The organism is Bacillus sp. FSL K6-2944, from assembly GCF_038005385.1.
GTDB lineage: Bacteria > Bacillota > Bacilli > Bacillales > Bacillaceae_G > Bacillus_A > Bacillus_A cereus.
Genome location: NZ_JBBOTE010000002.1, coordinates 690,105 through 706,221, shown reverse-complemented (window position 1 = coordinate 706,221; position 16,117 = coordinate 690,105). Strand labels below are relative to the sequence as shown.

Below are 16,117 nucleotides of genomic sequence, written 5' to 3'. Positions count from 1 at the left end.
ACTTCATATATCAAAACGACTATTACTTTTAAAATAACCGGTAATGTTACCGTAAATCATTACCGGTTATTTGTTAGCCAATCTCATTTCATTTACTATTCATTGTCTGATTGCATTATTTACTCTAGAAGTTTGCCCACTTATTTTTTTGGTTCTAAGCCAATAGAGCGTAAGATTTTATCTAATGTCACTGGACCTACATTTTCTTTCGGTTTCTGATTTTCTTTAGCATCTGGACTCTTTTTCAAGAAGTTTTTCTCAATAAAACGAATATCTGTTTCATCTACAACACCATCTTGATTTATATCTCCATCTTTTACAGATACTTTTCCTTTTCCATACGATAAAGCTGCTATTCTAGCATCTTGAATGTCTACCATTTTATCTCCATTTACATCACCTGCAAGGTTATCATCCATGTCAACTCTAAAGTTTTGTCCCACTAATTCACCGTCTTGCACCTTCCCTATTTTTGTTGTTAATTTACTATTTAAATGACCTGGCATTTCTACGAAAATATCATATTCTTTATCGCTTACTGGGACACTATGAATTTCAAATTGCCCGTTATCACCAATCGTTCCTGTATATTTCTTTCCATCCTTGCCAACTGCGTACACTTTTGCTCCTAGTTTTGTATAGTCTTTCTTACCTAAATACCCCTCTTCATTCAAGAAAGCTTCCGGGCCAATATACCCTGTAATCGTTGAATGTTTCGAAACAATAGCAAAAGATTTATCTTTAAACGCAGGAATCTCAATGCCTTCTGATGCAACAGCTTTTGTATAAGAGAACTTCTCTACTCCAAATGCAGTTAAATCATTAAAGTATTCATCGTTCGTCATCTCGAATGTAACATCTAAAAATGGTGTATCTCCATCTAATCCTTTAAATTCTTTTCCTTCTAATGATGCCCCAACTTTCACCTTGTTTTCCCAAGCTCCTTCTTCACTTATCTTCGGATCTTCTAATTTAAGGTTCAGTCCATGTTGTTTTACATATTCCGTAAGTGCTGGATTTGGTTTCACATCTGTAAATTTAAAGAGCTGCTTGTAATAAGGAATTTCAAATGTACCTGACATAAGCTGTTTTACATTATTAAGATTCAAAGTTAATGTAATTTTCTCTCCTAATTTGATTTTATCTTTGTCATAACTTGGAACAGCGTATTCTGTCCCTTCCTTTACAAAGACGTAATCTTTATATCCAGTTGCCATATTCCCTGCAGTTGCAAGATCATATCCAAATAATTTTAAATTTAACGGCTCGTTTATTTCCTCTGGAAGTACTCCAAATTTAAAATCACCATTTGCTTGAATTGTATTCAGCCAACCTGATGGAAAGGCTGAGTTTTGATAATATACAATTTGGTTCGCTTTTTGATCATACTGCAAGCCTTTTGCCTTCAATGCATCTACTGTAGAATCATAAATATTACCATGCCCCCATAATGCACGTTGGCCGTCTTCTTCTTTAAACATAGAATCATTGACTTCATGTATACCAGGTTGTACATCCTTAAATTTCATTTCCGGTATAACATTATCAATGATAATGCTATCGCCTTTTGTATACGATTTTCCTTCTTTATCATATCCAACGAAGTTCAATTCGTAATCTCCATCAGGCAACATAACAGGTTTATCCCCAATTGGATGAGCTGGATCTCCTGTGAATGGAAGTACATACCCTCCCATACCAGAAAACATCATATATTCAATATTCGGTGTTAGACTACTTGCATTAAGTGTACCAACGACTCCTAATGCCTTTCCTGTCTTTCGGTCCTTCACAACTGCATCAATAGTTTCAAGAGGACTATTTAGTTTAAATGTCAAAGGCGAACTTGGTCTCTCCATAAACGGATGGAATTTAGATGCATCTGTTGCCATTGCATCTCTCAGTAAATCTACAGACGCAATCCCTTTTTCTGTGAATTTAACTGCAAATGGTACTTGATATACTTCTTTTTCATTGTTTTTATTTGAAATATGAATATAGCCCTCATATCTACCAAATTCAGCGTTTTCTGGAATGATAATTTCAGGGCTAATTTCCTCTGATGTACTAGGAGCTACTTTAATAGAATCTGGTACATTTAGCTTCACACCATTCTTCGCTGCATCTCGCACACCTACACTTGTAGATGAAAACTCTACTTCTAATTTAAACTCTTTTCCATCAGTTTTACTGCTGTTCTTAATTAAGACTTTTCGACTATCTTTAATAGGCCCATTTTCAATTTGATTTTTATACCCAAACGCAATAGAACCTGTTTTTTCTTCAATTTCTACTTCTTCATCATCTACAACGTTTGATGTTTTATCGATAACCTCGATAGATGTATCTGCATGAACTGCACGATATGCATCAATTCGTCCAGAGCCCACCTCAAATACAGAACGCTCTTCTTTTAGGTCAACTGCGGTATTCATAAGTGCTTCTTTTACTTCAAATGGACTATAGTTTGGATGTTCTTGTAAAATAAGTGCCGCTACCCCTGCAGTATGAGGAGTTGCCATAGATGTACCTGACATACGTCCATACGCTACCGGATAATTTTCTCCATCTTTTGGATCATTAATATATTCAGGAACAGTTGAGAAAATAGACACACCTGGTGCTACAATATCTGGCTTAATATCATCTGTTTTAGTTGCAGGACCACGGGAGCTGAAATCAGCCAAGTGATCTCCCTCTGTTTTTATATTACTAAGTTCTCCAAATGCTAACGACACATCTCCTTGTACAGCTTTTGCTTGCAATTTCTCACCATCTACTTTTGTTAAGCGGAACGATGGAATAGATGAAGTACTTTCCCCAAGATAACTTGTAATTTCCCCATCTACATTGTTGTATACAATTACCGCCTTTGCGCCTGCTTCCTTAGCATTTTTAATTTTTTCATCAAATGTAATCTCACCACGTTGGATAAGAGCTAACTTCCCTTTTACATCTTTCCCTGTAAAATCACCTGATTTCCCAAGCCCTGCATATACAACCGATAAGGATTGTCCTTTCAAATCTTCAATCTTATCAGTAAAGCTTTTTCCAAGTAGCATCATCTTATCTACATGTACATCACCTGCATCGGCGGAAAACGTTGGAATATTCACTGCAGCGTCACTGGCTCCAACTGTAATTGGAAGTGCTGCTGCACTAGGTGATCCTATAGTACCTTCTTCCGGACCACTATTACCAGCTGCTACTACTGTAACAACACCTGCTAACATCGCATTGTTCACTGCAACAGAAGTAGGATATAAAGGATCATTAATAGACGCTCCTAGTGATAAATTGATAACATCCATATCGTCTTTCACTGCTTTATCAATCGCAGCAAGAATACCGCTTGTTTGTCCACTTCCATATGGACCTAATACGCGATATGAATATAAGTCTACATCTGGAGCAACGCCCTTCACTGCATAATCCACACTATTCTGTTTGTCTGCAGCAATTGTCCCAGCTACATGCGTACCGTGGGATGTATAATATGCACTTCCCTTATAAATCTCAGGATATCCTCCAGAATTTTGCCAATCCTTATACGTTGTCTCCATTGGATCAGCATCATTATTAACAAAGTCCCATCCTTTTATTGAGTTCGGATCTATTTTAGTTGGATCTTCACCTTGTTTTGCACGATACCCTTTATATGCATCTTTCAAATCCGGGTGGTTGTAATCAATACCTGTGTCTAGTACACCTACCTTAATTCCTTTTCCTGTTATTTTTTCATCATGTAGCTTGTCTACACCAATTTGTGGTACACTATCTGCCATTTTTGGTTCAACAGCAGTCTTAGCTGTTTCTTTCGGCAAATCAATTTTAACCTCATGATCTTCCCATACGCGCTTAACGATACCGGTACGAACTAAGTCTTCGATTATATTTGCTGGTAAAGAAATCGCTACACCATTAAAAGCATTCTTATATTCTCTTGTTATCTTTGCAGATTTTACATTTGTCCCTTTCTCTTTATTCTTTTGAAGCTGTTCAAGCTCTGCTTTAAACCCTTTATGTGATGCCTCTACCTTTTGTTCCGCATTTGAAAGAGCTATCTTTTTCCCTTTAGCCGCTTGTTTTAATACCTCAATTTTGCTAGGCGCTTGCTTAAATTCTATAATCACATTTACATTATTAGGACTTGCTGTATTGATACCTGGCGAAATAACAAAACCTGGTTTTGTATCTAACGTTTTTAAGGCATTACGTTGTTCCTTTGTAAGGCCTTTTAAGATAGCATCTGCATCATCAATTCCAGTTAAAGTAGATGTATTTACCTCTTCCGCTAATACGTTATATGGAATCCCTTGAGACAATAACATTCCAACTGTTAACGTTCCAATAAGAACCTTTCCAAATTTCCCTCGTTTCATATTGCATCTCCCCATTATTAATATTATTTGTAACTACTCAGCTTCTTCAAATAAAAAAACAGGCCAAATACATGTTTCCGATTCGAAAACATGAAAAGAAAATACTCCAATCAGAGAAAGAATCTATGCCAAATAGAGAAATTCTCTTATGAAGTCGTGTTATTCCAAGGAACCGTTCTAGTTTCTATGACTTGGTTTATCGCTTGTAAGACCGATTGTTTTTGTTTTTTCATGGTACTCATAAAGCTTCGTATCTGACAAAAAGATTCTGCGCCTTTCTTACTTCGGAAAGTCCCAGACACTTTCTGTTTTACTTTCGTCATCCGAATATCCCGTTCTGCTTGATTGTTATCAAATGGAATGGCTGGATGTTCTAAAAACGCTAGAATTCTGTCAGAATACTTGACGAAGCGATTCCATAAATTTTGAGAAGGCGTCTGCTTTCCTTTCTTCTTTTGTTTCGTGGAAAGAATCTGTTGTTCTTTCAATATGGATTGATACATAATAAACAGATTCTTTTGCGTCGCTTTTGGCATGGTACCTTCGGATTGCTTTTTCATCGTCAACGCTTGCGTTAGAAATTTCTGCATCTGTTGTGCCCATTGTTCTCCAGTACTATCTATAATTCCTTGTAAATCTCGTAAGAGATGGGCATTACATAAAACGTGACGACAATCTGTATACGCATCATACGATTTCCAACCATCATGCATCGCAATTCCAGAAAAAGATGGCAAGATTTCTCCAGCATCCATTGCTTCTTTTCCACGTTTTTGATGAATATGTTGCAATGTCACCTCCGGTGTACTGGCAGTATGTAACCATTGTGTTTTGTTTTCTACACGCATACCAGTTTCATCAAAATGGACAACAGGAGACTGCAGAATCTTTTCCTTTACTTCTTTTATGAATGGCTGCAATTGAGAAGCGAAAGCCTGTGTATGATTTACCAGGGTTCCTTCGCTTATAGAATGTCCAAAACAATCCTGAAAGAATTCTTTTGTTCGCTTCAAAGAAATGCATTGATAATGCGTTAAATAGGGAATCAGTCTTTTTATATTTGGACCATATTGAACAGGACGAGATACTGTCGAAGGAAATTGGGCTTCTTGGATAGAATGGCAATGTGGGCATTCTTTCTGTTCTACTTTATGTTCTGTCACTTCGATCTGAATAGGTGGTAAGTCATACACTTGGCGAATGCGATACCCTTTTACAGGCTCGTGGTTCAAGGAAGTATGACAACAAGTACAATATGTAGGAGAATGTGTAATCGTATGATCTGGAGTCGCTGTCAAACCAAGAGTATGTCCCTTGTGGCCCAACTGGCCACCCGTTTGACGATGAGACGGTTTGCGCAAACTTTTTGTAACGGGCTTACCCAAACCATCTGTAGAAGGTGGCTTATGACTATTTTTGGAGTTTTTTTTTGAAGCATTTTCTAGTTCTTGTATACGTTTTTCTAACTTAGAAAATGTTTCTTCAAATAAAGAAATAACAGCTTCAGGTCCTTTTTTATATGTATCTAAAATAATTTTTCGATCGACCATAAGATTCACCTCCCCTGTTTGATATACTCAGTATTTACAAATGGGAGGCATATGAAACTAGTAAAATTTAAAAAAGACACCGAAAGGTGGCTGAGTAGTTACTATTATTTTTTGAAACAAATTGATTCTTAAATTCCCATGTAGCATCGGAAACTCTATCAATCTCAATCTTTTGTATCATGAAAGATTTCCAACGCCACTACCATCCCCATACCTCATATAGCTAACCACTCACTTTACTCTTTTTATAAGAGCCCCCCATCATTTATTTCCAACAAAAGATTTTCATAAAATGAATTATTAACAATATTAAAATGTAATTCTATTTTTATTATTTCACATTTTGATTATTCTGAAAATTAAACAAAAGGAGTATCTTTTCTCTAAGGATTCTATGCGTACATAGTACAAAAGAACTATCTTGTCCTTTATTCTTTGTGATACAGAATAAATCGACACGATAGTTCTTTGATAGATTTCTTATTTAATCTAGCGGAACCAATTGATTTCGAACTGCATAAATCACTGCTTGCGATCGACTTTTCACATTTAGTTTTTTAAAAATTTTATTGATGTGTATTTTAACTGTTTTATCACTAATATATAAAACTTCAGCAATTTCTTTATTACTAAGTCCTTTTACTAGTTCAAAGAGAATTTCCTTTTCACGTTCCGTCAGTTCATTTTCATTTGATTCTACTTTCATTTTTTGCTGATGATATGTAATTAATTTTTTAGTCATACGCGGATGAATAACTGAATCACCTCGATATAACATTCGAATTGCTGCTACTACCTGCTCTGATGAGGAATCCTTCAATAAATAACCATCAGCACCGGCCTGAAGTGCATCCATTAAATACTCATCATGTTCATACATTGTAAACACAAGTACTCGGCAACTCGGATAAATTTTTTTCACTAACTCTGTAGCTTCAATCCCATTTTTCCCTGGCAGGTTAATATCCATCAAAATACAATCTGGTCCGCATTCTTCTACTTTTCCCAATACTTCATCCCCAGAGCTAGCTTCTCCAACCACTTTCATATCAGATTCATCTTCTAGTATGCTCCGAATTGCATCCCGTAAAAAAGCATGATCATCTACTACTAATATTTTAATCATTTTACGCACCCCTTGTTTGTGAATCTGGAATTAACAGTGTAATTTCTGTCCCCTTTCCTATAGAACTATCAATCTGTAAAGTAGCCCCTAATTGGTCAGCTTGTTCATTCATATGTAATATACCATAATGTGGCTCATTCTTTGTTTTAACCATAGACTCAAATAGTGAAAATCCAACTCCATTATCCTTAACCCTTAAAAGAACGTGTTCACTTTGATAACTGAGTAAAACATCAGCCTTTTTTGCTTGTGCATGTTTTACAATGTTTTGCAAACTCTCTTGTAATGTATCAAATATAACTCTTTCTTTTGAAAAACTAAGCGCACGTGCATGACCTCTTTCATGATAGGTAATGTCTAGTTCATATTCTCGTTTTAAAGATTTTATTTTACTTGCTATTGCCTGCTTAAGGCCTAATTGTTGTGTCGGATATGGTTTTAAAGCATAAATAGAATAGCGAACTTCTCCTAGACTTCCTCTTAAATCTTTTATGCTTTTCTCAACTACTTGCTGCATATCTTTTGGTTTATCATGGTATTTTTTCCGTGCGGATTCTAGTTGGAATATTACCCCCGCTAATGTTTGCGCAATACCATCGTGAATTTCACGGGCAATTCTATTTCTTTCTTCTAAAATCATTCTTTTTTTCTGTTCAGAAATCAATATCCTTGTTTTAACAACGTTAGCTAATTGGTTAGAAAATGTAGCTAACGACTGTACATCTTCTGGAAAGAAACCCGCATTTCTACTTTTCCCTGCAACAAACATTCCGACTAATTCATCATTTACTATAAGAGGAAAATATACAAGTGAGCGTATAACACTATCAAATATTTCATCTCCAGGAGCCGTACCAATTTTCCAATCATTAAATACAAGATTTTTAGAAAGTTTCTCAAACGCCCTTAATATTTCTGAATCATCAGAAATATGAGAGCGCACTTTCCCATCTTTTAATAGAATACTCCAGTTCCCATCATCTTTTGTCCATATTACATATGCTTGTATGCCAAAAAAACCTTTAAGTGCTTGTTTAATATGTTTCAAATTTCCTCCAGTTAATCCTCGACTAATTTCGGTCGTAATAAGAAATAACTCATATAATCGTTCCTTCTCCATCCTTATCCGTACAGAAAAAGAACTAATAACTGAAGCTGCTACAAGTGGAAAAAAGAAAAACAGTACTGTAATCTCGTTTATTTCCACACTATATATACTAATTAATACATGCATCAGGGCCGCATAAGAGAAACCAAAAGTTTCGCAAAGAAATACCGTTACAGTTTTTTTATACCACTGATATATTGAATATGGCTGTGGAAGAAGTATCATCAACAAATCGTAAAAACGATTGTTGAAAAAACAAAAAAACACGCAAAATAATAACAAAGATATTAAATTTTCATATAGAACTGACATAACTATCTTATTAAGTAATAAGGACATACATTTGTTTGAAAACCATTCGGCCAAAATCAAACTAAGTGCATGCTGAGTACTATTAAATAACATTCTTTGTACCGGTGAACGACGATGCAGGTGAATAATTAGCGTTACGAGTACAATAGCAGTAATAGTTATATGGATTCCAAACTGCCAACTCATAGCATAGATTATCGGAAAAGTAAGCGAGCTAGTTCCTCTCCAAAATCTTACAGGAAAATACTCTGCAATCCCCATAAATAGTAACAACATTATTAGTATTGTTGAATGAGAAGGGATTTTAATTTCAAGTAAAGATATAGTTATAGTAACCAAACCAAGAAAAGAAATAAAATAAAGATAAGAACTAGCAATCTTTTCTCTCATAAAGATAGAATTTACATCCTTCAAAACAACCCCTTCTTTCTTTATAAAAACTTCATTTTCCCTATTATCCAATAAAAAACCGGCACTGGCAAAATGGAAGAACATCCACTAGCCAATCACCGGCTGTGTACTGTACCTAAAAAGGCAAGACACAATACTAGTATTATAAATCGCTTTTCTTAAATTTCCTATTCATCAAATGATGTAATTATGCATCCCGCTAGATTTACTCTCCTATAGTACAAAAGATATATATTAATATCGCAAATATATACGTTCTTTCCATTTCCCTACTTTTCTAAAAAATCCAAGCATAATTTTCTCACAAAAAACAAAAATTAACAGAAGTAATTTCAATGTAAAGGAGATGGAAAGTATGACCGAACAGAAGCACTCACAACAAGATAATAACAAAAAGCATATGTTTCCATCACTTCCGGAAAATATTAATTACATTGAAAATAAGCTATGTCACTCAGATGATATAAAAAAATTAGATGTCCCATTTCAAAACGGAAAAGGAACAATCTTATATATCGAATCTTTAGCGGACCCAAATTTGATTCACCAATTAGCTCTTGAGCCTTTATTAACTCGGTCGGATTTGGCTTTAGATAAAGCTTTTGCCACATTAAATATGAAAAAAGAAACGAATTTAAATTATGGTGTGCAGCTTTTATTACAAGGTAAATCCTTATATTTTCATGAACACGTCGACAGTTTTTTTATTTTCGAAACAGCTTTATCTTTAAAGCGAGATATAGCAGAGCCTGATAATGAAGGGATTGTGCGCGGTCCACATACTGGTTTTGTAGAGGATCTAGCAACTAATTTAGCTTCGATTCGTAAGCTCATAAAAAGTCCAAATATCGTCGTTAAATATTTCACACTTGGTGAAGAAATGCATACGAAAGTGGCAATTGCTTATATGCAAAACATAGCGAATGACGATTTAGTTACAGAAGTAAAAAGAAGGCTAGAAACGATTAAGACAGATGCACTTATGCCTCCAGGATATATACAAGAATTTATAGAGGATACGTCTTTCTCACCATTTCCGCAGCAATTAAATACAGAGCGTCCAGATAGGACCGCTGCAAATTTAATGGAAGGACGAGTTGCTATTTTATCTGATGGAGATCCCACAGCGCTTATCGTTCCTGTTACGTTATTTGCTTTCTATCAATCACCAGACGATTATAATAACCGCTGGATTGTCGGTTCTTTCGTCCGAATGATTCGCTTAGTGAGTTTCTTGATTGCTTTTCTCTTACCAGCTATATATATCGCAACCGTAGCCTTTCATCCTGATGTATTGCCGCTCGAACTTGTGTATACAATTAAAGCTTCATTAGAGAAAGTACCACTTCCTCCTATTTTTGAAGCTCTCTTAATGGAATTAATCTTTGAATTATTACGGGAAGCTGGTATTCGCTTACCAAGCCGAGTTGGACAAACAATCGGTATTGTAGGTGGTTTAGTAATTGGTGATGCAATTGTAAAAGCTGGACTTGTTTCTTATACGATGATTATTGTTGTAGCTTTAACTGCCATCTCATCTTTTCTCGTTCCATCAAACGATATGAGTTCAGCAGTTCGAATTCTTCGTTTTCCATTAATGATTCTTGCTGCTATATTCGGATACGTCGGAATATCATTCGGTCTAATTATAACTTTCGTTCATTTATGTCAATTACATTCATTTCATACGCCATATCTTTCTCCTGTTGCCCCGATGCGGATAAAAGATATGAAAGATTCTTTCGTAAGACTTCCAATTTGGTCGTTTTGGGAACGACCACATGATCCAAAACCGAAAAAAATGCAACGACAACATGTAACGAGAGAGGATGAGGACGGTGACAAACACGCAAAGTAAAATTTCGCTCGTTCAATTTACCTTTTTCGTTATTCAATGCCAAATCGGAGTTGGTATCCTTTCTCTACCTAACCGTCTTCACCCAATAGCAAAAGGAGGTGGATGGATTTCCGCTCTCGTCGCTGGGCTTGCAATTCAACTTATTATTTTACTTGTGTGGCTTTTCTTAAAGCGATTTCCTGATGCAGATATGTATGAAAGCGTTTGTATGCTATTTGGTAATAAGTTTGGAAAACTATTAGGTTTTGCTTATGTTTTTTATTTTACGCTTATTGGTATGACGGTTATGTTGAACGCTTGTAATGTCATTAAAGTATGGATATTACAAGCTACTCCTTGGTCTGCCATTCTCATGCTATTTACGATAGCTTGCTGCTATATAGCCTATAATACATTTAAAGTCATCGTACGATTTTATGTCATGGCCTCTATCCTCATTATTCCAATGGCCCTTTTAATTGCCCTAGGGCTTTCCCGAGCTGATTTCTCTTATATTTTTCCCATTACAGAAGCCGGCTGGTGGAATATAATTCAAGCATCCAAGGAAACAATTACAGCCATGTATGGTTTTGAAATCATTCTTATCGCTTTTCCAAAAGTAAATGGCAGTTCTGTCGCAAAACTGAAGGCCATTTCTATCGCTAATGGATTTGTAACACTTTTTTATACTTTTACTGTTTGGATTTGCTTTATCGTATTTAGTCCAAAACAAATTGAGCTTATTCCAGAACCAGTTGCTTACTTATTACGCTCCTTACATATCGGAATTATAGACCGAACTGATTTACTATTTATACCAATTTGGATGATAACTGTTGCAGCTTCTATCGCTAGTTATTATTGCGCTGCTTCAATCGGAATAGGACATATATTCAATCTTGCTAATCATAAAAAAGCTGTTCCAATCATTGGTATTATTGCTTTTAGTGTAGCCTTATTTATAGATACACCTGAAGAATTAAAAGTAATCTCAACTTTCACTGATAAGTTCACCTATATTTTCATAGTTGTCCTTCCTCTTTTATTTCTACTTTATTCTGTGATACGAAATAAGAAAGGAGAACAGTATGTTCAAAAAAAGAGTTAAATTACTTTTTGTATTATGTACTAGTTCCCTCCTTTCTGGATGCTGGGATCAAGAACCATTAAGGGAGGCAAGGTTAGCTTATAGTATTGGATCTGATATTACGGAAGAGAATCAACTCCAGCAAACAATCGAGCTCGTAAAAAGTTCAAGCGGAGAGCAATCTTCATTCGAAAATGAAATACATTCAGCAACGGGGCATAACATAAGGGATACAAGCGATGCCCTAAAAAAAAATGTTACTGGGAATATTCGTTATTTTAAATATGGTGTTCAATTACTAGGAACCAAAATCCTAAAAAAAGGTATATTACCTTATTTAGATGTCAGCTTTCGGGACCCAACAAACCCAACTGCTTTAGTAAAACTTATTGCAGTAGATGGTGAAACATCCGAGATACTAGAAAAAAAGAAAGTAGGAAATTTACTAATTGGAGATTTTCTAAAGAAAAAAGTGAAAAGCTTAGAAGATATGAGTGTATTTCCAAAAGAAACTTTAGAGACAGCTGCTACAAAAATGTTAGATCCCGGTAAAGACTTTACCCTCCCTTCTATAAAAATAAAAGGAAAAGAAGTAATTACAAACGGTCTAGCTTTATTTAACAATGATAAATTAACTGGGCATTTACCTTTGAAACAATCTGTTTTATTCGTATTATTAACCGGAAAAATGGGAACAAGTGCCCGTATAACCCAGAAGCTTACTAGCGATGAATCAGAGAAAACATCTGATTATTTAACAATGGAAATTAGCAACCGAAAGTTAAAACGAGACTTAAAAATAACAACAGATAAAAAAGGAAATGTTTATGCTCACATTAAGCTCCAACTAAAAGTTATAGCGCTTGAAGCTCCGAGAGATAATCTTTACAAAATGGATGAAAGAAAAAAACTAAATAAAGAATTGTCTAAACAACTTACGAAAGAAGCTAAAAAGATAACGAAAAAGTTACAAAAAGCAAACTGTGATGCTTTCGGTATCGGCAGACACCTTATCGCCTACCACCCTGACTTATGGAAGAAGAAAAATTGGAATAAAGATTATGCAAAAGTAAAATTCAAACCTGAGGTAGAGGTAAACATTTTGTACAGTGGTGTCCTAAAATAAAAGGTTGTATGCCGCATGGGCATACAACCTTTTTATTTCGTATATCGATACACAATTGATTCATATGGTCTTAAGCTAAGTTTTGTAATATCCTTGCTAGCATCTTTATAATTCGACAGTAGTATTTCTTGTTTCATTCCATCTAATTGAACGTGCGCTGGTACAGAGTACGTTATTTCTTCTCCATAGAAGTTATTTATAACAAGCAGCACTTCACTTTCTGTAGTACGAGTATATGCCCAAATCTTAGGATCATTTTTATCCAAAATAGCATATTCTCCTTCTGTAATTACATCATACGTTTTCCTAAGTTCTATTAACTTTTTATAATGATAAAATACGGACTCTTTATCTTCTAATGCCTTCTCTACGTTTATTTCTTTAAAGTTTTCAGCCGCTGAAATCCAAGGTGTACTTGTTGTAAAACCACTGTTCATCTCTTCATTCCACTGCATCGGAGTGCGAGAGTTGTCACGAGATTTTTGCTTTAAAATCCCGATAATCTCTTCTTTTGATAGCCCTTCTTTTAGCTTTATATCGTATATATTTAACGATTCCACATCACGATATTGCTCGATGGACTCAAATTTAGGATCCGTCATACCGATTTCTTCCCCTTGATAAATATAAGGCGTTCCTTGCAGCATGTGCATGGCTGTCGCTAACATTTTTGCAGATTCGTTTCGGTACTTTCCATCATCACCAAAGCGTGACACGATGCGAGGCTGGTCATGATTACACCAAAATAACGCATTCCATCCTCCGCCCTTTTGCATTTCAATTTGCCAGCTAGACATAATCTCTTTTAATTTAATAAAATCAAAATCAGCCTTCGTCCACTTATCACCATTCGGATAATCTACTTTTAAATGATGGAAACTAAACGTCATACTTAATTCATTACGCTCAGGGTTTGAATATTTAATACAATTATCAATTGTCGTAGATGACATTTCTCCAACTGTAATTACATCTTTTCCTGCAAAAACATTTCGGTTCATCTCTTGTAAATATTCATGAACACGCGGACCATCTGTATAATACTTGCGTCCATCACTTGTCGCAGTACTACCTTCATCGTTTAAGAAACATTGGTCTTTTGAAATTAAGTTAATGACATCTAATCGGAATCCTGTTACTCCTTTATCCAGCCAAAAACGCATCATATCATATACTTCTTCACGAAGTTTTTCATTTTCCCAATTTAAATCAGCTTGTGTTTCATCAAATAAATGTAAATAATATTGCTCCGTCTTCTCATCATATTTCCAAGCAGATCCACCAAACTTAGACTGCCAATTATTTTTTTCATCACGCCAAATATAGTAATTACGATATGGACTATTTTTATCTTCCTTCGCTTCTTTAAACCACTTATGTTCAGTCGAACTATGATTTACAACAATATCAAGCATAATTTCAATGTTACGTACTTTCGCTTCTGCTAAAAGTTCTTCAAACTCTTCCATCGTTCCGTAAGATGGATCAATGCTGTAGTAATCACTTACATCATATCCATTATCATTTTGTGGTGATTGGTATATCGGTGTTAACCATATATAATCCACTCCGAGTTCTTTTAAATAATCTAGTTTCTCTGTAACACCTTTTATATCCCCGGTTTCTCTATTGTAATAACTATTAAAGCTCTTCGGATAAATTTGATAGACTACACTTTTATGCCAATCCTTCATGTTTAACTTCCTCCTACTTCTGTTTGACTCTTTTTGCAAATAACCATGTTAAAGTAAATGGGATTACAACTGCAATAATCATTCCTACAATAAACATTGGAATCGATTTCGGAATGATAGAAATAAATGCTGGCAATCCGCCAATTCCGATAGCAGGCGCTAATACACCATTTAATGTAATGAATATCGCTGCCACAGCAGATCCTATAATCGCTGCATAGAACGGGAACTTATTTCGTAAATTCACCCCAAACATCGCTGGTTCTGTAATACCGAAGTATGCTGAAATGGCTGATGTTGATGCCATACTTTTATCATTTTGATTTTTAGAAATCCAGAACATCGCAAGTGCCGCACTACCTTGCGCAATGTTAGAAAGAGCGATCATCGGCCAAATAAATGTCCCGCCATGTTGTGCAATCAATTGTAAATCAATTGCAATAAACATATGATGCATACCTGTAATTACAAGCGGTGCATATAATGCTCCAAATAATACTGCTCCAACTACTGGTACTGTTTCATATACACCTACTAATCCTACTGTTAATAAATCTCCAATATGACGTGTAACCGGACCGATAATTCCTAGTGCTAACACACCTGTCACAACGATTGTTGTAATTGGTACAACTAATAATTGAATTGCATTTGGTACATGTTTCTTTAAGAAAATTTCCACTTTACTTAATACAAATGCTGCTACTAAAACAGGTAAAATTTGTCCTTGATATCCTACCTTCTCAATTTGGAATAGTCCTAAAATATTGAAGTACTCAATCTTTTGACCCTCTAAACCAGTCGCTGCTTTTCCATAGTCCCAAGCGTTTAATAAGGCCGGGTGCACAAGCATTAATCCCATAACAATCCCTAGTATTGGACTACCACCAAAACGCTTCGTTGCTGACCAACCGACAAGTGCTGGTAAGAATACGAATGCTGTATTGGCCATCATATTAATTAAATCCCAAAGCCCGCCTAAGTTCGGATAAACATCTAATAAATTTTTCCCATCAAAAAATAAGTCCTTTGCGCCTAATAGATTGTTAATACCCATTAGTAAACCAGCTGTTACGATCGCTGGTAATATCGGCATAAATACATCCGAAAATATTTTCACAAACTTTTGAGCTGGATTTAACTTCTGATTTCCAGAGTCTTTTACGTCCGCTACAGTCGATTCTTTCATACCTGCAAGCGTTATCAATTCAGCGTAAACACGATCTACATCCCCTGGACCAATTACAATTTGAAATATACCAGCGTTATGAAACGCTCCTTTCACTAATGAAACAGACTGTAATTTATCATTATCTATTTTACTTTCATCTTTTAAAGCGATACGGAGCCTCGTCACACAATGTGCAGCTTGTTCAATATTGTCTTTCCCACCAATATACTGCAACACTTCCTCTGCTGTTTTACGATAGTCTTTCCCCATATTCCCGTCCCTCTTTTCTTTTTTTGATACCGTTTACAATTAC

Annotated in this window: 9 protein-coding genes; 3 read left to right on the top strand and 6 right to left on the bottom strand. The window is 35.4% G+C overall.

Annotated elements, in window-relative coordinates; all coding sequences use genetic code 11:
• Nucleotides 1-140 precede the first annotated feature (140 nt).
• The 4 genes from MHH55_RS24590 to MHH55_RS24575 all read right to left on the bottom strand — a co-directional run bounded on the left by MHH55_RS24590 (nucleotide 141) and on the right by MHH55_RS24575 (nucleotide 8,892).
• Nucleotides 141-4,382: a S8 family serine peptidase gene (locus MHH55_RS24590; RefSeq protein ID WP_078187290.1), complete on the bottom strand. Its 4,242-nt coding sequence runs from the start codon at nucleotides 4,380-4,382 to the stop codon at nucleotides 141-143.
• A gap of 146 nt (nucleotides 4,383-4,528) precedes the next feature.
• Nucleotides 4,529-5,932 (bottom strand): IS66 family transposase, encoded by a 1,404-nt coding sequence (gene tnpC / locus MHH55_RS24585; RefSeq protein ID WP_100910632.1) that lies wholly within the window; start codon nucleotides 5,930-5,932, stop codon nucleotides 4,529-4,531.
• A 484-nt stretch (nucleotides 5,933-6,416) separates the two neighbouring features.
• Nucleotides 6,417-7,058: a response regulator gene (locus MHH55_RS24580; RefSeq protein ID WP_000590668.1), complete on the bottom strand. Its 642-nt coding sequence runs from the start codon at nucleotides 7,056-7,058 to the stop codon at nucleotides 6,417-6,419.
• Nucleotide 7,059: 1 nt separating this feature from the next.
• Nucleotides 7,060-8,892 (bottom strand): GAF domain-containing sensor histidine kinase, encoded by a 1,833-nt coding sequence (locus tag MHH55_RS24575; protein ID WP_074555147.1) that lies wholly within the window; start codon nucleotides 8,890-8,892, stop codon nucleotides 7,060-7,062.
• A 352-nt stretch (nucleotides 8,893-9,244) separates the two neighbouring features.
• Between MHH55_RS24575 and gerKA the strand changes: the two genes are divergently transcribed.
• From gerKA to gerKC, 3 genes are read left to right on the top strand one after another with little or no spacing between them, the layout of a single operon-like run.
• A complete protein-coding gene (gerKA, locus tag MHH55_RS24570) occupies nucleotides 9,245-10,747 on the top strand; it encodes a spore germination protein GerKA (RefSeq protein ID WP_000139277.1) in 1,503 nt (500 codons plus the stop codon).
• Nucleotides 10,728-11,834: a GerAB/ArcD/ProY family transporter gene (locus MHH55_RS24565; protein ID WP_078187037.1), complete on the top strand. Its 1,107-nt coding sequence runs from the start codon at nucleotides 10,728-10,730 to the stop codon at nucleotides 11,832-11,834. The genes gerKA and MHH55_RS24565 overlap by 20 nt, the downstream gene beginning before the upstream one ends.
• Nucleotides 11,815-12,939 carry a spore germination protein GerKC gene (gene gerKC, locus MHH55_RS24560; protein ID WP_000474043.1) on the top strand — a complete coding sequence of 375 codons (1,125 nt, stop codon included), beginning with the start codon at nucleotides 11,815-11,817 and terminating at the stop codon, nucleotides 12,937-12,939. The genes MHH55_RS24565 and gerKC overlap by 20 nt, the downstream gene beginning before the upstream one ends.
• A gap of 32 nt (nucleotides 12,940-12,971) precedes the next feature.
• Here gerKC and treC read toward each other — a convergent pair whose 3' ends face one another.
• Together treC and treP are read right to left on the bottom strand one after the other, a co-directional pair.
• Entirely contained in the window at nucleotides 12,972-14,633 is a 1,662-nt protein-coding gene (treC, locus tag MHH55_RS24555) for an alpha,alpha-phosphotrehalase (protein ID WP_000656140.1), read from the bottom strand.
• Nucleotides 14,634-14,646: 13 nt separating this feature from the next.
• A complete protein-coding gene (gene treP, locus MHH55_RS24550) occupies nucleotides 14,647-16,074 on the bottom strand; it encodes a PTS system trehalose-specific EIIBC component (RefSeq protein ID WP_000513935.1) in 1,428 nt (475 codons plus the stop codon).
• Nucleotides 16,075-16,117: the final 43 nt, after the last annotated feature.

Excerpts from the sequence above, each read along its gene's own strand:
- MHH55_RS24590 (WP_078187290.1), bottom strand. The coding sequence starts at position 4,382 with ATGAAACGAGGGAAATTTGGAAAGGTTCTTATTGGAACGTTAACAGTT.
- tnpC (WP_100910632.1), bottom strand. The coding sequence starts at position 5,932 with ATGGTCGATCGAAAAATTATTTTAGATACATATAAAAAAGGACCTGAA.
- MHH55_RS24580 (WP_000590668.1), bottom strand. The coding sequence starts at position 7,058 with ATGATTAAAATATTAGTAGTAGATGATCATGCTTTTTTACGGGATGCA.
- gerKA (WP_000139277.1), top strand. The coding sequence starts at position 9,245 with ATGACCGAACAGAAGCACTCACAACAAGATAATAACAAAAAGCATATG.
- gerKC (WP_000474043.1), top strand. The coding sequence starts at position 11,815 with ATGTTCAAAAAAAGAGTTAAATTACTTTTTGTATTATGTACTAGTTCC.
- treC (WP_000656140.1), bottom strand. The coding sequence starts at position 14,633 with ATGAAGGATTGGCATAAAAGTGTAGTCTATCAAATTTATCCGAAGAGC.
- treP (WP_000513935.1), bottom strand. The coding sequence starts at position 16,074 with ATGGGGAAAGACTATCGTAAAACAGCAGAGGAAGTGTTGCAGTATATT.